Origin of the sequence: Reichenbachiella ulvae, from assembly GCF_025833875.1 — a bacterium.
GTDB lineage: Bacteria > Bacteroidota > Bacteroidia > Cytophagales > Cyclobacteriaceae > Reichenbachiella > Reichenbachiella ulvae.
The window spans coordinates 3,824,061-3,844,247 of record NZ_JAOYOD010000001.1 but is presented as its reverse complement, the minus strand read 5'-3'; the positions used below and the strand labels follow the sequence as shown (position 1 = coordinate 3,844,247).

14 protein-coding genes are annotated in these 20,187 nt (G+C 38.4%); 5 read left to right on the top strand and 9 right to left on the bottom strand.

Annotation, left to right across the window (positions count from 1 at the left end):
- Positions 1-104: 104 nt before the first annotated feature.
- The 3 genes from hemA (at position 105) to N7U62_RS15475 (ending at position 5,838) form a co-directional block, all read left to right on the top strand.
- Entirely contained in the window at positions 105-1,379 is a 1,275-nt protein-coding gene (gene hemA, locus N7U62_RS15485) for a glutamyl-tRNA reductase (RefSeq protein WP_264138908.1), read from the top strand.
- On the top strand, positions 1,380-3,578 hold the full coding sequence (locus N7U62_RS15480) for a WG repeat-containing protein (protein WP_264138907.1): 2,199 nt from the start codon (positions 1,380-1,382) through the stop codon (positions 3,576-3,578).
- Positions 3,579-3,822: 244 nt separating this feature from the next.
- Complete coding sequence (locus tag N7U62_RS15475; protein ID WP_264138906.1) at positions 3,823-5,838, top strand: DEAD/DEAH box helicase family protein; 2,016 nt, start codon at positions 3,823-3,825, stop codon at positions 5,836-5,838.
- Between the two features lie 96 nt (positions 5,839-5,934).
- On the opposite strand, the gene N7U62_RS15470 is transcribed toward N7U62_RS15475, so the two are convergent.
- Positions 5,935-6,462, bottom strand: coding sequence for a hypothetical protein (locus N7U62_RS15470; RefSeq protein WP_264138905.1), 528 nt, complete (start codon positions 6,460-6,462; stop codon positions 5,935-5,937).
- Between the two features lie 68 nt (positions 6,463-6,530).
- On the opposite strand from N7U62_RS15470, the gene N7U62_RS15465 reads away from it, so the two are divergent.
- Complete coding sequence (locus N7U62_RS15465; RefSeq protein ID WP_264138904.1) at positions 6,531-6,758, top strand: hypothetical protein; 228 nt, start codon at positions 6,531-6,533, stop codon at positions 6,756-6,758.
- A 353-nt stretch (positions 6,759-7,111) separates the two neighbouring features.
- Here the strand turns inward: N7U62_RS15465 and N7U62_RS15460 are convergent, their stop codons facing one another.
- The 3 genes from N7U62_RS15460 to N7U62_RS23270 all read right to left on the bottom strand — a co-directional run bounded on the left by N7U62_RS15460 (position 7,112) and on the right by N7U62_RS23270 (position 9,319).
- A complete protein-coding gene (locus N7U62_RS15460) occupies positions 7,112-7,963 on the bottom strand; it encodes a hypothetical protein (RefSeq protein WP_264138903.1) in 852 nt (283 codons plus the stop codon).
- A complete protein-coding gene (locus N7U62_RS15455) occupies positions 7,938-8,915 on the bottom strand; it encodes a type IV toxin-antitoxin system AbiEi family antitoxin (protein WP_264138902.1) in 978 nt (325 codons plus the stop codon). Before N7U62_RS15455 ends, N7U62_RS15460 begins: the two co-directional genes overlap by 26 nt.
- Positions 8,916-9,214: 299 nt before the next feature.
- Positions 9,215-9,319 (bottom strand): restriction endonuclease, encoded by a 105-nt coding sequence (locus N7U62_RS23270; protein ID WP_404818037.1) that lies wholly within the window; start codon positions 9,317-9,319, stop codon positions 9,215-9,217.
- 233 nt (positions 9,320-9,552) lie between these two features.
- Here N7U62_RS23270 and N7U62_RS15450 point away from each other — a divergent pair, with 233 nt between their 5' ends.
- Positions 9,553-10,881 carry a hypothetical protein gene (locus tag N7U62_RS15450; RefSeq protein WP_264138901.1) on the top strand — a complete coding sequence of 443 codons (1,329 nt, stop codon included), beginning with the start codon at positions 9,553-9,555 and terminating at the stop codon, positions 10,879-10,881.
- Between the two features lie 44 nt (positions 10,882-10,925).
- Here the strand turns inward: N7U62_RS15450 and N7U62_RS15445 are convergent, their stop codons facing one another.
- The 5 genes from N7U62_RS15445 to N7U62_RS15425 all read right to left on the bottom strand — a co-directional run bounded on the left by N7U62_RS15445 (position 10,926) and on the right by N7U62_RS15425 (position 20,144).
- Complete coding sequence (locus N7U62_RS15445; protein WP_264138900.1) at positions 10,926-11,924, bottom strand: type II TA system antitoxin MqsA family protein; 999 nt, start codon at positions 11,922-11,924, stop codon at positions 10,926-10,928.
- A gap of 4 nt (positions 11,925-11,928) precedes the next feature.
- A complete protein-coding gene (locus N7U62_RS15440) occupies positions 11,929-12,288 on the bottom strand; it encodes a hypothetical protein (RefSeq protein ID WP_264138899.1) in 360 nt (119 codons plus the stop codon).
- Between the two features lie 104 nt (positions 12,289-12,392).
- A complete protein-coding gene (locus tag N7U62_RS15435; RefSeq protein ID WP_444875407.1) occupies positions 12,393-13,085 on the bottom strand; it encodes a RipA family octameric membrane protein in 693 nt (230 codons plus the stop codon).
- A gap of 227 nt (positions 13,086-13,312) precedes the next feature.
- The gene (locus N7U62_RS15430) at positions 13,313-16,795 is read right to left on the bottom strand and encodes an Eco57I restriction-modification methylase domain-containing protein (protein WP_264138897.1); all 3,483 of its coding nucleotides are present in this window, start codon (positions 16,793-16,795) and stop codon (positions 13,313-13,315) included.
- Positions 16,796-16,808: 13 nt separating this feature from the next.
- Positions 16,809-20,144, bottom strand: a complete 3,336-nt coding sequence (locus N7U62_RS15425) for a helicase-related protein (protein WP_264138896.1) — start codon at positions 20,142-20,144, stop codon at positions 16,809-16,811.
- Between the last annotated feature and the right edge of the window lie 43 nt (positions 20,145-20,187).

The window sequence follows — 20,187 nt, the reverse complement described above, 5'->3', positions numbered from 1 at the left end:
GTTTTTGTTATTTAAAACGATTATAAATAATCTCGTCGGTCTTGCTATGACATTGATAATTACCTTTTTGACCTATTTTTGTGCACTGTTTATTAGATTAAAATATGCACAATCAGTTTAAAGCGGTAGGACTATCATATAAAAAAACACCTCTTGAAATAAGAGAGTTGTTTTCTATGGATGAAAAAACCAGCAAGGCTTTTTTGGCTTTACTTTCCGACTATGCGGAAGTGTCAGAAGCAATGGTGGTGTCGACCTGCAACAGAACTGAAGTCTATTACTCCGCTACTAGTGATCAATTCGAGACAGTAGTTAAGCTGCTTTGCTTATCCAAGGGAATCACAGATACGGCCAACTACCTTCAATATTTCTTCAATTACACGGACCACAAGGAAGCTGTGCTTCATTTGTTTCATGTGGCAATTGGTTTGGAAGCCCAGGTAGTCGGAGATTTGCAAATCATCAATCAGGTAAAGAACGCGTATCAGTGGTCGGCTGATGAAGATATGGCTGGACCATTTATTCATCGCTTGCTACATACTATCTTTTACACCAACAAACGCGTGGTTCAGGAAACTGCCTTCAGAGATGGGGCTGCTTCTGTATCTTATGCCACTGTAGACTTGATCGGTGAGCTGACCTCAGCGATTGAAGAACCTAAGATTTTGGTTTTGGGTCTGGGAGAGATTGGAGAGGATGTGGCTAGGAATCTGGAGAAGATCACAAGGAAGCAGGTGAAGGTGTGCAACCGAAGCATCGAAAAGGCTGAAAACATTGCTGCTGAGTTGGGATTTGATGTAATAGATTTTGCTCACTACGCAGATGCGGCATTAGAGGCTGATGTGATTATCTCTTCTGTAAGCATTAGCGAACCAATTATTACCAAGGCACTCTTTACTGATAATAAGTTGTTGAGTCATAAATATCTATTCGATCTCTCTGTGCCTCGCAGCATTGAGCAGGATATAGAATCGGTCAATGGACTTTTGCTCTACAACATAGATAACATTCAAGCCAAAGCTTCTAAAACACTGGAGCGTCGATTGGCTTCTATTCCAGATGTGGAGGCTATTATCAATGAAGCTTTAAGTGATTTTGATAAATGGGCGCAGGAGATGGAAGTGTCACCGGTCATCAACAAGTTGAAAAATGCACTTGAGGATATCCGAAAAACAGAAATCGCCAGACATCTGAAAAAAGTAAGCACAGAAGAAACTGAGTTGGTCGACAAGGTAACCAAAAGCATGATGCAGAAAATTATCAAGCTACCTGTGTTGCAACTGAAAGCGGCCTGTAAACGTGGCGAGGCTGACTCCTTGATTGAGGTTTTGAATGACCTCTTCAACCTGGAGCAGCAAGAAGAACAAATCAAAAAGTAAGTGAGGGGATTTCAACTAAAGGCTAAGATTTTTTTGCTGGCCTTATGTTTTCTATCCAGCCTGTCGTTGTGGGCCTTTTCGCCGACTCCCTATGTTTTTTATACCGAAAATGGCAAGACCGGTCTTAAAGATGAGTCGGGTCAGGTGCTGATTGCGGCTCAGTATGAAAAATTAGGCTGGAGCAAGGGGTTAGAACACCCTGTTAATGAAGTTATAGGTTATTTTGATGGGGAACGATGGGGTTTAATTTCATTGAAGGACAGGAGAGTCACCGCTCCTAAATTCTACACTCTGGAGGCAGTTCACAGCGGTCTTATTATTGCTTCTATCAAGGGGCGCTTTTCAAACCTACTTCTATACGGTACTATCAATTCTAAAGGACAGACTGTTATTCCTTTTGAGAATCATTCTTTGAAAGTTCAAAGTGATTTGTTGATTGCTTCTAAAATTGAAAGTGGTCGGACTAGATACGGTCTCTATTCTGAGAACAGTAAGGTTTTGTTGCCCAAGCAATATACTCAAATTGAGCACTTTGATGAGAGCTTGTTTGTTTTCAGGGACACTATGAATCTTTATGGTGTTATTGATAAAGCCGGTGAAGTAAAAGTTGCAGCATCATTAGACAGTGTGGGCAGCTTAGAAAATGATTTGGCAAAGATCTATCGCGCAGGTAAAGTTGGTTTGATTAATCAATATGGAGAGCTGAAGTTAGAACCCAATTTCAAGGAGGTTTCTGGCCCATTTGAAACCGAGTCTTTCAGCTCATTCGAAATCAAAACAGCTAGTGATAGCCTTTTGGGGCAATGGTCTGCAGATTCGATATTTTTAATACGAGGTCAGTTTTTGGCGGTATGTGCCAATGGTTGGGTAGAGGTTTTTGATGAAAATCGAGAAAGCATTTATGTAGGGTTAATTCCTGATCAAGTAGATGCCTTCAAGAATCACCTTATTATTTCGGATCACAGGAAATCAACCATTATTCCAGCAAAAGGGGTAAAGTTTGGGCCCAATGTTTTTGAAGAAATAAGAGTGGATGAGCATGTGCTTTTTGCCAAGAGCAAAAGTGGCTGGAGTATCTATAATGCCTTTGGTAGAAAGTTGACGAATAAGCAATTTGAATCAGTACAAGTCGAAAGTAATAATTTGATTCCAGTTAAAAGAAATGGTTATTGGGGGTATTTGGACCTAAGAGGGCAAGTGGCCATTCCTTTCAAGTATGATCAGGTGAGCCCCTTTCAACAGCAATTGGCAAAAGTTAAAAACATGGACTTTGAGCATTTGATCAATCAGTTTGGTGAAGTGGTAGGCCAGGCTTCCTATGATTCAATCGCACTCAATGACAATAATACTGCTGTGGTGAAAAGTCGTACTCGTACTGATATTGTCAATGAGGATGGGTTGGCACTATTTCAAACCTATAATCAGCTGGTCCCACATGAATTGGGCTATTTAGAAAGAACTACCGATGGTAAAATGGGGTTGCTTTCAGAAGGAGGTGAGATTTTGTTTTACCCTAATTGTGATACTATATCTGGGTTAATTGATGGACAGTACCTTATTCTGAAGAAGAAAGACCAATGGGCTGTTTCTTCTAAAAGTGGTCAATTGTTACTCCCCTTTAGTGATAGATTTGAAGAGGTTTCACTCATCTCTGAAGGTCTGATTGCGATCAAAGAAAACGGTCAATATGGTTTTGTAGACTTGAATGGCCAGTTGAGAATTGCCAATCGCTACGATAGTGTGGGTGGATTTAGCGAAGGTCTATCGGCTGTTAAGCTCAATGGTCATTGGGGCTATGTCAATTTAGGTGAAGAACTTGTGATTCAGCCTAATCTAGATTTTGTAACCCCTATGAAAGCGGGCATGGTCATAGTTAAAAGAGCGGGTCTTTATGGAGCGCTAGATGCCGCAGGAGATGAAAAGGTGATGATTGAGTATGATGCCATCAAACGAACAGAGAATGGTTTGTTCATTGTAAGAAAACAATTTAAATACGGATTGTTTGACCAGGCAGGCAAAATGATCTTAAACCCTTCTTATGATAAGATTGAGTCCACTGTAGATGGGAATTTCATTGTTCGACGTAGAGGGAAATCTGGCTTAATGAATGACCGTGGGCTTTATGTAATCCCTTTGCGTTACGATCTGATTCAGGAATTGCAAGAGGGGCAATATACCTGTCGCCGCTCTGGTGATTAGATAGTTAGTCCTCTAATACCCGATCTCAAAAAGTTTAGGCACAAAAAAAGCAGTCACTTTTCTGTAACTGCTTGATTTTCAATGTTGCTCCTCAGACTGGGCTCGAACCTTAGTGTTAATTAGCTCATTTTCAGCCCATAATGTTTTCGTTTATCGTAAAGGGTACCGATTTGGGGACCTTCGATGTTTTTATCTCGATATTATAAGGAACTACTATTAACTTGCGGGCTATTTGAAATTTAGTATGACAGGATTAATTAAGCCCGCTAAGGAATTAGAAGTAGTAGAATATGTATCCGAAAAGTATCAGGAAGTTGAGAAAGTGGTTTTTGATAATGCCTCAACCCTATTAGTTTCTGAACCATCTTCTGGTAAAACTACCCTTGCTAAAGAACTGATGATGAAAAACAAAAGCATCGGTGGTAGATCTGTTTTTTGCTGTGGATTAATGGGTATTCCCAATCAAATGCAAAATGCAAGTTGGAAATGGGATTTGGTATGTAATTCTGAAGATGAGAAATATAAAAAAAGATTAAAGAGTGGTGAAATCTTAAAAGAGGAAGATTTTTTCGTAGCAGCCACTTTTCAGCAATTTGTTAAGCTTCAAAAATACTTAAATGAAGAGGACTTAATAATTATTGATGAAGCTCACCTTCTTATTTCCTGGATTGATCTAGTAAAAGAGATGGCAGCTGTTCGAAGTATTCTAACGGAGAAAAAGTTTAGAATTCTCTATTTGACAGGAACACCATATTTGTTTGATATTTCGTTGTTAGACATTGAGTCGTGGATTCAAATAAAAGTAAAAGACACCTTTAGAACTAATCTTGATCATTATTTTGTGAAACATGCAAAACATCTTGATCCAATTTTGTTTATCACAGAAACACTGTTGGATTGGTCTAGAAAGCTGGATTGTTTTGTAATCTTCAATAATAATAAAAAACAGAATCGTGGGATACAGGAGTTTCTAAGTTGGTATAATTTTAAATCATACTTGTATGATGCTGATCACAAGACAGAGCAGCATTATAAACAACTAATAACCAATGGCACGATTCCTAAGGATGCCAAAGTATTAATTTGTACTTCTATTGTTTCAATAGGGTTAAATATTTACGATCCAAGAATTATGGCCGGGATTGTAATTGGCAATGAAAGTCCAATAGTAGTTAAGCAATTTGCGAAGCGTTCTAGATGTGTTAAGCAAACTGGTTTTCATCTTCTGTATTTTAGTCTTGAATCAGAGTTTTTGAAACAGAAAGGCAAGATTAAAGATGAAAGGGCTGTCATTAAGGATACATTGATGGATGCTAAACGCTTGCCAAAGAAACTCCTTGAATTAAAGCATCATCCTGAAATTGATTCTGCTCTAGAAAACGAACTTGAGCTACCACTTGGGTTAACTTATAAAACAATAGAAAAGGCATACTCCCCCGGTTACATTCATTCAAGATTTTCTAAGTATTGTGATTTCAATGTTCAGAGTACTTACAGTATCCTAAACTGTAACCCTGACCCAGGAGTTCTGACCTCTATCCAAGTAGCCAATGCAAAACAAGAGAAAAGCCTTAATGAGTTATTAGACAGGATAAATACAGATTTCAATTATTTTAAATCAACTTTTGCTCATTTTTATAAAATCCCTTCCATTCGTCAGAACTTGTTAAGTTGGAATAATCGAGAATTATACAAGCACATATTTCTATCAGCAGAAATGTTCTTAACGAACCCTAAACTTGAGTTCTATGGTGCAGAGATACAAGAGTTTTATCTCACATATACTCAATTCACTGATCGAATAAATTTATATTTTCACTCATTTTGTTTGATGTGGTCAACAGATCTTTTTGCCAAAGAAAGAAAAACTTCAAATCTGGATAAGGAGAATTTTTATTATGAAACAACAAAACGGTTGGTTCAAGACTACAGATCCTACAATAGGTTGATCACTTACCTACAAGTTAGGTTATTACTCTATAGTGAAGACTCTCAATTGGGTAGCTTGACGAAGGAAATAGAGATAAGTATTAATAAGACAGGGAGAATGATTCATATCCCCTCTCTAGTGAATGAATTTAACAGATTACCATACCTATCCTTATATAATTCATTAAAGCTTGATTCTTTTGAGAATTTCAAGATACTGCTGGAAGCAATTTATGGTTCATTAGGAAGAAGAAGGGAATCTATTAAGGAATCAGTTAAGATGGCTTTCGGATTAAAGAATCAATCTAGAATTAAGTATTATCAAATCTAGCCCCCCTCCCCCCTCTTATTATAAATTAAAAAAGAGGGGGGAGGGGGGACATCATGGCGTTGGGAAGGAGGTTTACAGGTCCTTTCAATAGGTGATCTAGAACAAATCCCCAACAGGCCTGGCCCCAAATTCTTTGGCCAGGAATAGAATGGCCTCTTTCAGTTTTCGGGCGGCCTCATTTCTTCCCTGGCCCAAAAGAATCACAGGTGAGGGAAATTCCGACATCTCCCAGGTTGGATTGCCATATACGCTCTCTCCTGAGTTTGAGAACTCCTTTGATTGGTAGCCTTTCTCCATGAAGAGTTTAAGAATAACATACCCATCCTCTTCAAGGATAGCAATGTTCCTAATTCCTTTCATATCAAGGAGATTCAAACAGGACACATCATAAGCCTTCCAATTCCTGTGGATGAGCATGATCCCTTCCTTGTTTTCAACATTTCTCATCTGCCACTTCTTGAGAAGCGAATCATCAAAGCCCTCACCGAACGCTATATCATAGGAATAGGAGGAAGGTTGGTTGCCATAGACCAGGGATTCTATATAGAGTTTAACCTCCTCTGTGGTTTGAGCATGAATGGAAGTTGTAGCACACGTCAATAAAACAATTAATAGTTTCTTCATGGGATTATAGATTTTGTAGGCCTGGAAGGGTGTTTTGCTCATTAGTGCAATTTTGGGTCTCGTTCCCTGTGGCTTATTTCTTTCTATATGAATCTTTTCCCGTAATTGCCTCTATATGGGCGAAATGGCTCCCAATCGTTGAAGAAGGAAACTTTTCTTTCCTTCAATACCTATTGGGAGTCGAATGGAGCGAAGGGAAGGTGCATGTGCGCGGGGCTGTGTGGGCGCGAGCCGTCTGCGAGTATGAAGGAGGCCAGCCAGGAAAAGCCTTGATAAAGGCGACTGGCTGTGAGTAGCATCAGGCGCACATTCTTATTTCCTTCATATAGCGCCTGGTGACTACTGTCCGACTGAATCCGCAGGCGAGCCTAAGTTGAGCTGTGGATGGATTTGTCTGAGTCTTACCTCCAAACTAATCACTCAGGCAAAGACATAGGAACAGCTGTGAGGATTGACGCCAGGAGAAGCAAAAACCATGACAGACAATTGACAAGCAAACAAGGATGTCTATTCCTAAAAAGTTCTATATGAAAAGTCTGGCGTGGTTTTATGCTCGACAAGGAAAGACGAACGCCGCTTTACCAAGGGAGATTCGGCCTTCTACTACAGTTGCTTAGCGACCAGGGGGAGCTACCTAAGCCGGTGAGGACTATTTGCCCTTCCAGAGTAGTCCTTTTTGAAATGATTGTAGCAGGCTAAATGTATACTCAATGTTGCTTCCTGATTGGCGGGACCATTCCTTTGCTATTCCCGATTTGCCTATGTCCTCAAGGTTTTCGGAAATGATGCGATTAATGGCATTTCGAAATTCACTTGATTTATCTAGGTACTTCTTGGCCTCCCTCCCTAAGACCTCTGCTGCTACTCTTTTCTCATCAAAGTCTTTCACATCGGTTACATCGAGAACATCATAATGCTCTTCAGTAATTTGATCAAACTGGAGATCATAGTAATGTTCTATGATTCTTAATATATCACTGAGATCATTGTCCCGGTCTTCTGGACGATCATTCCAGGCGATTAGCTTTAATAGAATCATACCAGACAAAGGAGGGATGTTGACCCAGCTCTCTTCTATTTGAACAGACTCCGGTGTTTCTAATACTTCTTCAAACCCAATGATGTGTAAATCGGAGTAGCGTTTGTCAAAATCCTCTGTATCGTTTTCTTGAATCTCACCAAATGGCAATAAATCAATTACCACATTATCTTTTTCAAAGAAATAAGTCCAGGGCTCTTTTGCCTTTCTAAATCCCTTTCCTTCCAGCGATTTACCAATCGCTTGATATTCTTGCATCGAGGAGATCATCAGCGCAAAGTCGATGTCTTTCGTTCCTCGACTTGGTTTGATTCCCGTTTTGAGCAGTTCTAAAGCAATGGCACTGGCACCAATGAGGTAATAAGGTATCCCATGATCTTTCATGACTTCATCGATCAGATGAAACACTTCTGCAAAGTGGGGAATGGCTAATTCTTTATAAGATTGGTTCGATAAACTCATCGAAAATCAATTTAGCGGTTTCCTTGTTTCTTTTCCCACCTTCTATGATCAAATCTGCATATACTATTAGTGGAGGTGCGGTAAATGGGCTTTGATTGAACTCCTCTTCCCAAAACATGTCATAGACTTCAATCTCTCCGTCTGTTTTGGGCTGTAATTGATAGTTCTTGATAAGGTCTGCTTGATTCTCCCTGGTATACATCTGAAGCTTTTCAGCTCTTAGGTGCATGGTTAAATTCTCACCAGCTGGCTCGCCACTCCATACCGTTCTTCCTGTATTCAACCCTATCTGCTTCCATGGGATCCTTGGTTGATAATTCCCTTTTTTAAGGCTAGGCTTTAAGGTGGTTTGGTAAGCTTCAATCCATCGATCGAGCAACTCCTCTCTATTGTTCCACAGATACTCTTTATCATTCAATGGCAATAAATACCCCGTTTTTTTGAGCCCTTCAATTACCTGTGGGATATTGCCTAGGGCAACACCTGTAACATCCGCAATTTGCCTTTGAGGGAATTTGATCAACTCAGGTTTCTGTAACAAGTGAAAAAGTACTTTTAAACCTGTCTTGGTAAAAGCACGATTCCCTTTTTCTTTTGGGAACGCTTTCGTTTTGTTGGTATCTACGAGCAAGAAAGTGTTGTTATTTTCAAAGTAGATATTCCCATTGGCTTCAATATAGGGAATATGTTGCTCTCGTAGTTGCTGCTTCACTTTGGCTGGAATGTGCTCTGCCACTAGTATGACATGCTGATATTCCTGGACATATTCTGCTAATTGGTCTAGTACGTACTTCCTGACCCCTCCTTTGATTACTGCATGGAGATGATAGGTTTGGTCTTTGTGGGTTAGGCATATATTTCCATCCGGTTGGCCTGCCTCACGGTATTCCAACTTAATTGGTAGATTCTCTTCTACATTTTTTATGGCGATATGAATAATCCTTTCGTTCATTTGTTCACAAAAATAACATGTTCACGACACGTGAACAAATAAAAAACGTGAACAAAAAAACTGAACATAGTCAAAAGGATTCTCACTGGAGATATCTACACTAAATAAGAAGTCTTCAATGAGAACACCTTAAATCCCCCTCCCATCAGGAAAGCGATTAGGATCATACTCTAGTGAATCCCAAAAATCGCTATCTATTTTCTTGAGCTCAATTACCTGTTCTGTTTGCATGCCCAAGCTATATTCATAGATGTAACTAGAGAGTAAGGTTCCATCTATCAATACAATTCTTACAGAAGCTAATTGGTTGACATATTCAATTGCCCTTTGGAGAAACTAGAAGTGGTGATAAAAACACCTTTATCAGATTGTGCAGCGGCTAATGCCCCTACAAATTTTTGGATGCTTTCTCTTAAGTATTTCTTTGCCTAGATGTGAATACGCTTAGTTCAATAATTTGTTAAGTGCTTTTTGCTGCAAAAACAATCAGAACAAGTGAAAACTACTTGATAGTTTTTGGAAACGTTTTTTGATCAAGCTTAATGATCGATTTAAATTAGAAAATACCAAATTATAGGTATTGCTAAAATAATCTTGTGCTCATAATTTCATGTTTTATCCACTTAACTAAATAATCATGAAAATCACCAATTTGAAACCTAAGCATTTGATTGTCAAATCAATACTACCTTGTTTGATAATGCTATTTCTGAGTCAGAATAATTGTAATGCCCAAGCTGAAGTTGCTCTAGCAGGTCAAACTGTTAATGGCATAGTAGATAATTTCGCTGATCGGATCGACGATATTATTGCAAATCTCGATAATGTAATAACCAAGCAATCATTCGATATAAGATCACACCTTCAACTAGTTCTTCAGCAAGCGGATTATATTGTTGGAAAAAATATTGATAAAACCTTCGAAAAGTTAACGAAGGAGCAACAAGACCTACTTACTGATATAAACAATACAATTTCTCAGGTCGAACAAACTGGACAAATACTGATTCAGGATGTTGATCAGATTCTTAATAAGGGAGTGGCCTTAATAGGTACTCTACCAGGTAGTAAAAAGGCACCAGTTTTAACTGGATTATCACCAACATATTATGGAAATTCAGAAAATCAAGATGTTTCAGTTAGAATAGACGGTGCATGGCTAGCTCATAAGGAACCTTACATACTTATTGATGGTGAAGAATATAAACCAACTACAAAAATTGATTCTCGTCTGGAGTTTTTACTGCCATTAGATTTATATAATGACTCAACAAGAATTAATCTAAAAACCGCAGAGTTGATTGTATTTAAAAAGAGACTTTTTGGTTCAAAAGAACAAAAATACACTCTGGGATTTTATTTGGTTCCTGAAATGATGGGGACTTTTAAATTATTAATAAAGACAAATGAAGTAGACTCTCTATATAATTATCGCGCCGAAAAATTTGGGCACAGAAATAGGCATTGTCAAAATTCAAGAGGAAAAACTTGGGTTTTTAATTCAGCTGGACCGAAATGGAAAATTGATGTCAATTCTGTAGAATTATCGGGAGTACATGTAAGTAGAAATTCAACTAGGCCTAATATAGAAAATAAAACTGCCAATGGTTTTAGAGTATCGGGCGAAGTAAGAAATTATGGTTCTTGCAGAAGGATATTAGGAGAATATGTTTACCGGGACGCGAGAGGGTCTGTGAACGGAACAGTAGAATGGAAGGAATTTCGTACTATAGATACATTGTCTGAATTGAATGAAATAGCTTCTGGAACTCTTTACTGGAACACCGAATATGGTATAGATTTAGGGCCGAATTTAAATTCGTTCCGTTTGGAAATTCTACAACTGAATGGTGAAACGAAGATTATTGATGAAAACGAAGTAGAAAAATGGTTCACAGTTAAATTCAATAGAACAACCAATTTTCTGCAAATTGAACCAAATAGTTTAAGTACTGCACTTTATTGATTATTATACCCAGTAAGCACCAATTCTATTGATCTTACTGGGTTTTATAATGCCTTCAAATCAAATGCGTAGTGATAGCTAATATACGAGCGAGATACTTCGTTATCGATCCAACCCTTTTCCTGATGACTGATTTCTACGATTTCATAGGGTTTGGTATCTTTAAATCTCGACTTAATTGTATCCAGAACCATCATTTCATTTTCAGAAAAGAGTTCATTTCTTAGTGGTCGGTCTTTTCGTCCCTGGAGATACTGCTTTTGCCCTCCCTCTGGCAACTCGTCATACCAGATATCTATTACATCTTTTTTGGCTAGACTCTCAAAAATTGACTCAAAACTGTTAGGAACAGGACCATAGGGTATGGCCTTATACATAGCTCCACTTACAGAGTGCCCTTGTTGTTTGAACATTAGAAAGTCAGAATAAAATAGCAGCTTGTTCATTTTGGTCTTGTAGCAGGGCACCTCCTGTGCAAAAAACACTATCATTTCAGTAAGCTTCTCATAATCTGGAGTCTTAAACCCAGTGTAATGACTAGCTTTATGCCCCCCCATCAAATAGCTTTCAAGATTATTAATAAATGAGTTTTCCTGATCAATGAGTTTTCGTACTCTTTTCAATAAATCAGCCTTTGGTTTATCAGAACTCGTTTCCCAATCTTTGACTAGATCAAGAAATTTTTCAGGGTCATTAGCCATTTTCAATAGTTTGGCGTTAGCCAATGATGGTAAATCTCCTTTTTCATATTGACCATAAGTATTAGGGCCAAAACCCAATATCTCACCCATTCTGGACGCTGACACCTCATATTGCTCCCTAATGGATCTAATCTCATCTGGGAGGGGAATGTGATGCTTTGTCCTGAACTGATTGTAAACCATTCGCATGTTTAATTCATCCACTTCAGTGGTAGTGAATTGCTCACCTGAATCCTCACATAAGTAAAATTGGTATGGAATTTCAAACTGCTCTTTTCGAAATGGTATGGTTCTCCATTCGTAGCTGAGTTGCATTTCTTTTCCAGTAATCGGGCTGTTCATATCTCTATTTTTTTAATGGATAGGACATTGGATGCTCTGCAATGTGAAATGATATGCAAATGCTCTTTGCGTTTTCTGCACCCAAGGTAATCTTAATGTAGACCTCTTCTCCTTTCATTTGTCTTCCGAAAACCCACATCTCTTTGCTACCATACCAGTCTTCTGGCAATGGTCCTTCGCTAAAGTCTTCGGCTACTAAATCATCCAAAACCTGCTCTCTATCTACAGGTCGTATATCCAAGGCCGTTAAAGTATTGAAGTTTTTGCCTCGGTCATCTTTGAAAAAGATTCCCCATATCTTTTTCTTCTCTTTGAAGCTCCTTAGGAAAGCTTCTACCTCTTTCTTTTTATTAACGTCCTGCAAAGATACATGTTTTCATTAAATCACTATAAGGTTGCAAATATAAAGATAATCGTGGTATACTCACTTTATAGTGGTGATTAGGTATTAAACGTCTCCTACTAACCCTAATCAGGTTTACGGTAAGTTCTAAACCAATCGATAGTACCACTTTTAAATATCATAGGACTACCCATAATCAGGGTGGTTAAAAATAGAATTACGAATCCAAAAACGCTTATTAACGTATCTCCAAAGGTATCTGGATACAATTCATGGAAGCTATACCCAGCAATTAGAGAATGTACAAAACCAATTATCAACCAGGTAACCAAAAATACTTGGCCAATGCCAATATTAATTTTTGATGGAGAGAATTCACCTGCCTTACCAGAAAAGACACTATTGGAGATTTTGATTTCTTTGTATCCATCTAGCCTATTATAGCAGAAGGCCCCAACTTCAATTGCTTTTTCTGAAGCAAAATCTTTGTGTTTTTCTATGGCGCCTATGGCACTTTCATAAACCTCATACCAAGCCTTTGATGCCTTACCTAGTTTAATCCACATTATGGAAAAAACAATCCCTAAGAGACTCAGAAGAAAGCAGACCACATTGATTGAGATGAAAACTTTATCCTTGTCAATACTATCCACTAATTTGGATAAGGCCGAACCATAACCGGTAAAGCAAAGAATCAGAAATGCAGTGAAGAAAATAGACCTTTGCCAAAGGTTGTTGATTTCAAAATCACGACATTTCCAGATAGTCTCATAGATGTCATGAGAATTTATTTTAGTGTTTTCAGAATCGTTACTCATATTTTTTATTCAGAATCTTTAAGTAACCTATCGAATTGTGACCAATTCACAGATATTGATGATTGGGTATATCTGGGCGTCCAATCTAAGCCCCTTTGGATATAGTACGCAACCCTAGTTTGTTTCGATCTTGTACTATTTCCAATTCAATATCAGAATTTCCAATTTCAGTGGAGGGAAGAGATAGTTTTAAATTGTGTTTAGGCATGTCAATATATTTTTAAGTTTTAATTCAATTTGTAATTATTATACTCCTCTTTACTCATCCAAAACTCCCCATCCGGATTGGTGTTGTGCAGTACCTCCAATACTTCTTCGTAGGTAAGCTCATAGAGTTTGAAGACCATCGCGTCGATTTCTTGTTCTAGTGAACTGGTGTTCTTTCCTTCGGATTTGTCGGATAGGATTTGATTAACGAGTGGTTCAAAGACTACTTCTTCTTGATCGTTTGGATATAGAATCGGAAGGGTTTTAAATACTACTTTATTGATCTCTCTTGCATTCCCCTGTACTTCTGGAAATTCCTCTTCAAAACAGAACTTAAAAAGTTTAGAGTTCAAAATCGCTAATAGATATTTTAGCTTTTCTCCGGTCAGAATATAACATTTCTGATTGGTGTAAAACCCAGTATCATCGTACGAAAAGGCAATTTCTGATGACATATTGGGGTAAATAATTTTGGCATTTTCAAATTGTTGGAGATAAGCACAGTTACGTAGATTACTCCAATGATCACCTTGATCTGCTCTAGCAATAAGTTCCTTCTCCCATTTTTGTAAGTGCTTATAAATTAAAGGAAAGTCTTGTTCAACATTGATCCTTGGTAAGTCTTTCTTTTTTATACCATTGTGAGTATTAATTAGATATGAGTTATTGAAATTAACCTGATACCTGTTCACATCCCTTCCTCGCAACATTGGCTTGATGATGGATGCTTCTTTCGGTGATTGCTCAATGATGCTTTTTCTTGTCTCCCCATCTATCCAAAAAGCGTCATTAAGACCTGTTTTAATACCGTAATTGATATCTATACACCACTCATCAAGGATTTTACCTTTACTTCTGACTTTATCAATAATTAGCTGTGATTGTTTGTCCGTTACCGTCCAAGCATTGTCATTAAGGTTTTGAATATCTACTATGTTTTGCCCCACATAGACATCGAACTGATCTAATGAGACATTTTTCTTTCTCGTAATTCTCAATGCATTAAGTACGCGGTTGGATTTAGTTTTCTTGAATTGAAATATTGCCGTTCTAACTGTTGCCGTTTCAAATATGTCGGAATCTGATAAGTCGATAAGACATAGTGGAGAAGTCTCATCAATGAAATATCGCCTCAATATCTTCCCGTAGTTTGCTCGTAACCATGAGTTGCTAGTAATGTATATGAGATTACCTTTTACCTCCTTTAGTAACTTATTGCCTAATTCAAAGAAAATGCAATAAACGTCTCCTGTTCGATTGAAGGTATCGAAATTGGATGCTTTAATCAAATCCGCCTCTTTACCCATTTTTTGTATTTGCACATATGGCGGATTACCTATTACAATATCAAAACCTCCCGTATCAAAAACCTCTTTGAAGTATAAGTGCCATAGGAAGTAATTCTTTTCTCGTGATTTTTCCTCTTCCACAAGCTTCTCTTTGATAACTTGAAACTTGGCTTGTTCTTGGTAAAGCTTTTGGAGCAAGCGCTCTTCTTTTTCCTTTTTTGTTTTTGCTTTTTTCTGAACCGCTGGCGAGGTTTTAGGGTCTATTTTGATGGATACAAGACGGGCTTCAGTTTCTGCTATGGAAATGGTGATTTTACTTTCTTCCAAACCAATATTGTACTCGATATGCTCATGCACTAGCTGGTCTATCTCTTCTTTGATCTCTTGCTTACGAGCAGGCGTAGTACAGGCAAAATATTCATGCACCAGCGCTTCGAGTTTTTGTTGGTTTTCGGTACTGAGATGATGCTGTTCTTTTACCTTGGTATTGCCATACAAAGATGCCTGACCATCTTCCTCTACATAAGATATAGTGTAGGGCTTCATTAAGTTATTCAGGGGTATACCTTCATAACTTTCCAGCAAGCTATTGCCCTGCATGATCTTGTAATCCAGATTGGGCAGAGGCTTAGGAGTAAGCTCATCCACCACCAGCGAGAGCCAAAAGCGCAATCGAGCAATGTCTACCGCACCCTTTTCTAAATCTACACCATATATTGAGTTTTGAATAATATCGGTTTTGACTTTAGCGGGCTGCCAGTTTTGGTCCGTTTCAAAAGCAATGAGTTCTTTAAGAGAAAATATCTCTTGCAGTAGTCCCATGGGGAAAGCTCCTGATCCTATGGCCGGGTCACAGATTTTCACCTTGTTCAGTAGTTGGCCTATTTCCTTGAGCTTGTCTGGTTTCAGGCCATTGCTTACTTTGTCTTTGATGAACGGCTCGAGATCTTTTCTGGAGAGATTAGACAAGTGGGTGAGCAGGTATTCCATAAGGCTCTCTTGCGTCATGTAGTGTACAATCTGCTTGGGTGTGTAGAATGCGCCTTTGTCTTTGTTGTCTTCCAGTAGGTTTTCGAAGATGTGGCCGAGCATCTCTGGGTCTACCGCTACGGTGTGGTCTTCAGGGCTGTCTTCATAGATGGTGAAGTTGTATTGGTTAAACAGCTCGAAGAGCTCTTCAAACAATGCAGAAGGAAACTTAATATCTGCGTAGGCATCTGACTCTTGCTCGAAAAGGCCACCGTTTAGGTAGGGAATCTTTATTTTGTTGCCATCTGGCATGGTGAAGCTGTCTTCCTTACGATCAGGATTATTGAGCGTATCGAAAAAGAGCTTGCTAAGATACTCAGGATAAAAGTCCTCTGTTTTGCCACTTACTTCAAAGAAATCTTGCATGAAGTTGAGGTTTCCATCTTCATAAGCCAAAGTGGAAGCACCCATCCAGCCTTTCTTTTGGATAAAGTAAAGAAAGACCACACGACCCATAAGTTTTTTGGCAAAGTCTCGGGCAAACTTTTCGTTACCATCGAATGCAGATGCCAGGAATGGGGAAGCTTCGCCTGTTTTTTTTTCTACCTGTTTACCTTTTACAGTGACCATTCGCTTTCCTGTGAGGTACTCACAGAAGTTTTGGTAGTGTTCCCTATAATCGTTGAAGAAATCTTTGGAGATTTTCTCCACATTAAAAGCCTCTTTGATATGAGCCAGATCGATACTCGACTTAGCTGCCAGGTAGGTAAAACGATCAGTTGCAGTCCGACAGGTCTCACCAGGTCCGAGGACATAGGTATATCTTTTGGGATTAGTTTCTATCTGTACTACATCACCATCTTCAAACTGACTATCGAACGCAATAAAGGAGAAACGCCAGTTTCGATCCGTGGCATCTGCATAGGCAAAGCTTGCAAAGACAGCATTGTTTCCAATGATATGTTTTTTCACAATGTTACCGACAGATACTTTGTTTCGCTCTATTACTTTGCTGTCCTGCAGGGTCACTTCAAATAAGTCTATTGTCCTTTTGTCTGAGGTGATGATCTCACCGTACTTGATTATACTTTCAGCAATAGCTTCTTCTCCATCAGTAAGTAATACTTCCTCTACTCGACTCTCATCGTATATAACCAAGCTGTCAACTTTACCTTGAAATACGGGCAGAATGAGCTTGTCTATGAAACTTTGTTTGTTGTATGGGCTGGATAAAAGATCAATCATTGTGGTCGGGTAGTTAATGGTTAGTAAATGTCTCGGAAATCACAATCTGAGGCTTGGCAAATGCCCTGATTGCTTTTTCATGAACATCAGCAGTTGATGAGTTTTCGATATCCGTTTGGAAGTTAAATTTCTTCAATACCTGATCATACATAGAGGAGAGCACAAGTGCTGGATCATTGATTTTCTCTTTTTTTGATTGTTTGAAGAACTTATCCAGTTCATTAGGTAGCATTCTATGAGATCCGTTTTTTACTTCTTCTATGGTACGAGCCATGATTTTTTTCATAAAATCATCTTTAGCAAAGTCTTTATAAAATTCCAGCTTGGGAATAATCCTTTTCTCAGCAGGTGACAGGTCTCCTTTGACTACTTTTTTGGTGGTCTCTGCTTTGAAAGTTCTTTTAAAATGATCCACAGCACTACTCACTTGCTTGTGATGCGTTTCTGTGATTTTTACTCCTTCTTCAGATTCCAATGTTTTGAAAATTCTGGCGGCTTCCACAAAGTTGAGTTCATGGTTGACATTGGTAGCATCGGTAAGGTAGAACACTCCTGGATGATTTTCTGACTTGATGTATGAAATAGTAGCTTCAGGTAGCTTTTCGTGTGCATTGGTTACATTTTCCAGCTTTCTTCCAATTCTGGCTTTTTTGGGAATCAGCTTTATTTTGTTAAACCATTGGGGATTCTCCATTTTGAAATCACGTAGTTCCTGTAGATATAGCAGCGTTTCACTCACTTCTTCTTTGAGCTGTGATCCATATAGTCCAGCTTCACCTATCTCTTCTAGTTGAGAATAAATCTGACTGTCTTCACCAAAAGCGGTATGGAAAGCCTGTAGTTTTTTCAAGGCATTGTTGGTGAGTTTAATATGGTTGTCAGACTTATCTGTTGGGTAGAAGTTATAAATGTTGATTTCAGATGCCTCTGTACCGATACGATTGACCCTTCCAATCCGCTGCATCAGTCGGGTGGCATTCCATGGTACATCGTAGTTGATAATGACATTAGAGCGATGCAGATTTATACCTTCAGCTAGTACCTCAGTTGTAAGTATAAAATTGTATTGCTTTTTCCATTCTTTTCTATCCAGATTAGCGTCAAAATTTTCTCGAATGGTTCTCTCTTTATCCTTCCTATTATCCGCACTTATGGCCAGCGATTTGTTGAACCCCGCAGCTTCCAAATGCTCTTCAATGTAGTCGATTGTTTCTTTTGATTCAGAGAATATGACCAGCTTACCTGAGTGGTTGTTCTTCTTTTTCAAAAAAGTCTTTTTCAGGTCAATCATAAACCTTTCAATCTTTGGGTCAAATGTTACCTTGTCCCAATTTGAAACGAGTTCATCAATGATAGCCTTATCCTTTTTTAGATTGTCAACGAATTCATCATGAAAGTCTGACGCTTCATAGGCCTGATTGTTACCTGCCTTTTCATTGATCTTTTCTTCCAGCTCATCTTCTTTACCCTCATCCAAGTATTTATTGACATCTACGTCTGGGGCAATGTAGATTTTGTCATTTTCAAACATATCTATCATGTGCTGGGTGTTCTTCTGGAAACGGTAAAGAGACATTTTAAAGGCATGGAAGCTACTTTCCAATCTTTTGACCAAAAGTGTTTTCATGATGGCAGCCAATCTGCCCGAAATGGATTTTACATCACCATACTTTGCCTGATGCTCTGGTAGTAAAAACTCAATGGCTCTGTAACGATAATAGTCCAACCCAGGAGCTTCGCGTCCTTTCTCATCCAGGCTAGTGATATATGTCACTGTCAAATCAAATAACTTACTCAGCTCATCATCAAATTCATAATATACTGGATTGGGTGGGTTGATATTTGGAAAGACAATACCTTGTTCTTTAATGTCTTTGACGTATTCTTTATTGTTTAGGATGTCTGTTCTGGTTCTTCTGATTACCAGCGGTTCTATCACCTTGTCTCGGATTTCATCAAAAATCTTCTTTACTTTTTTAACATCTAAACGATCTTCTCGCTTGAGGTCTTTGTACCGATCTTTGAGTGGCTTAAAGAATGATTGAAGATCTTTTACCTTAGGTAGGTTTGCGTTTCTTTTGTCCTGGAATAAGTAGACTTGATTCTCAATATCTGCCGGTTGGTTATTTAAAGGGGTAGCGGTCAGAAGCATTACTTTCTTTCTCCTGTCTCCATCTTCTCCCGGTATCCGCCTATCTGTTTTGGTTATGGTCTGTAGCTTCTCATACATCTGAGAAGTGTCATTCCTAAATTTATGTGCCTCATCAATTATAATTAAATCATATTCATCAGCATTAGGGTAATCAGCTGTTTTGTCATCCAGTATTTTATGAAGGCTTCCAGTTGTTATGAAATAGCAATTGTTAAAAATATGGAAGTCTCTTATCGTGCGTCTCCAATTGTCTTCAAGGGCTGGCGGAAACACTATCAGCACCTTTGTATGGTAGCCATTTTCATAGATAAATTTTTTAGTTATTATCGCACCAATTACAGTCTTACCTAACCCAACTACATCAGCGAGAAAGAACCCGTTGTACTTAAGCAATTTTTCATAACCTTCAATGGCTGCTTCGGCTTGGTAGGTGAGTCTTTTAAAATTGTCTGGCAACAATAGATCTATATTGGCTGGGTCATAATCGATCCTTTTTCCAAAGTATTCAATAAGTAATTTGATATACAGTTCATAAGGAGTGAAATTGTCATTTAGATAAGTTTCATTTTTGATCTTCTGGAGATCGACTGGCAATATGTCTATCGCCTGTTCCCATAAACGCTGAAACTCATCTGTTGCGAATTGTACATCTGAGTGATCTCTAAGCTCAACGTTGAATTCATAGTTTGATGATTCTGTGGTACCCAGACCTGCATCAGTTAGATTGGAAGAACCCGTTATTACGCTAGCAGGTGTATATTCATTAAAGTCATTAGGACGGAGAATGTATATTTTTGCATGTAATTTCCTGTCTGGATGTGCTTTTACTTCAATCTTTCCATTAACCAAATCTTTTAGAAACTGGAATATTCCATCTTCAACCTTTTGGTCATATTCAGCTTCCTGAATATCATTTTTAATATGCTTAATAAATTCGTCTTTTGTATCCTTTGGATCCCTTAGGTATTGTTGACCTATTGATTGATATTTTTCAATTAGAGTATCAACATTGATTCCGACGAGGATTCGAACTTTCGGCACTTTATCAATGAATGGCCGGATACTGAAATAACCTGATGCACGAAAATACCCCACCATGGCATCAAACATATCGATATTGGGAATATGCTTAAACGCACCTTCGAATTTTTTTAGCAGACTATTGTCCTTTTCATTTGTGAAGAACTTTGTAGACATCCAGTTGGTATTGTTTTAGAAGTAGCACCCAATTTGTTAAAAA

What these genes read in the sequence shown, in the direction of transcription:
- hemA (WP_264138908.1), top strand. Translation starts at nt 105, where the DNA reads ATGCACAATCAGTTTAAAGCGGTAGGACTATCATATAAAAAAACACCT.
- N7U62_RS15475 (WP_264138906.1), top strand. Translation starts at nt 3,823, where the DNA reads ATGACAGGATTAATTAAGCCCGCTAAGGAATTAGAAGTAGTAGAATAT.
- N7U62_RS15470 (WP_264138905.1), bottom strand. Translation starts at nt 6,462, where the DNA reads ATGAAGAAACTATTAATTGTTTTATTGACGTGTGCTACAACTTCCATT.
- N7U62_RS15460 (WP_264138903.1), bottom strand. Translation starts at nt 7,963, where the DNA reads ATGAGTTTATCGAACCAATCTTATAAAGAATTAGCCATTCCCCACTTT.
- N7U62_RS15455 (WP_264138902.1), bottom strand. Translation starts at nt 8,915, where the DNA reads ATGAACGAAAGGATTATTCATATCGCCATAAAAAATGTAGAAGAGAAT.
- N7U62_RS15450 (WP_264138901.1), top strand. Translation starts at nt 9,553, where the DNA reads ATGAAAATCACCAATTTGAAACCTAAGCATTTGATTGTCAAATCAATA.
- N7U62_RS15445 (WP_264138900.1), bottom strand. Translation starts at nt 11,924, where the DNA reads ATGAACAGCCCGATTACTGGAAAAGAAATGCAACTCAGCTACGAATGG.
- N7U62_RS15435 (WP_444875407.1), bottom strand. Translation starts at nt 13,085, where the DNA reads ATGAGTAACGATTCTGAAAACACTAAAATAAATTCTCATGACATCTAT.
- N7U62_RS15430 (WP_264138897.1), bottom strand. Translation starts at nt 16,795, where the DNA reads ATGATTGATCTTTTATCCAGCCCATACAACAAACAAAGTTTCATAGAC.
- N7U62_RS15425 (WP_264138896.1), bottom strand. Translation starts at nt 20,144, where the DNA reads ATGTCTACAAAGTTCTTCACAAATGAAAAGGACAATAGTCTGCTAAAA.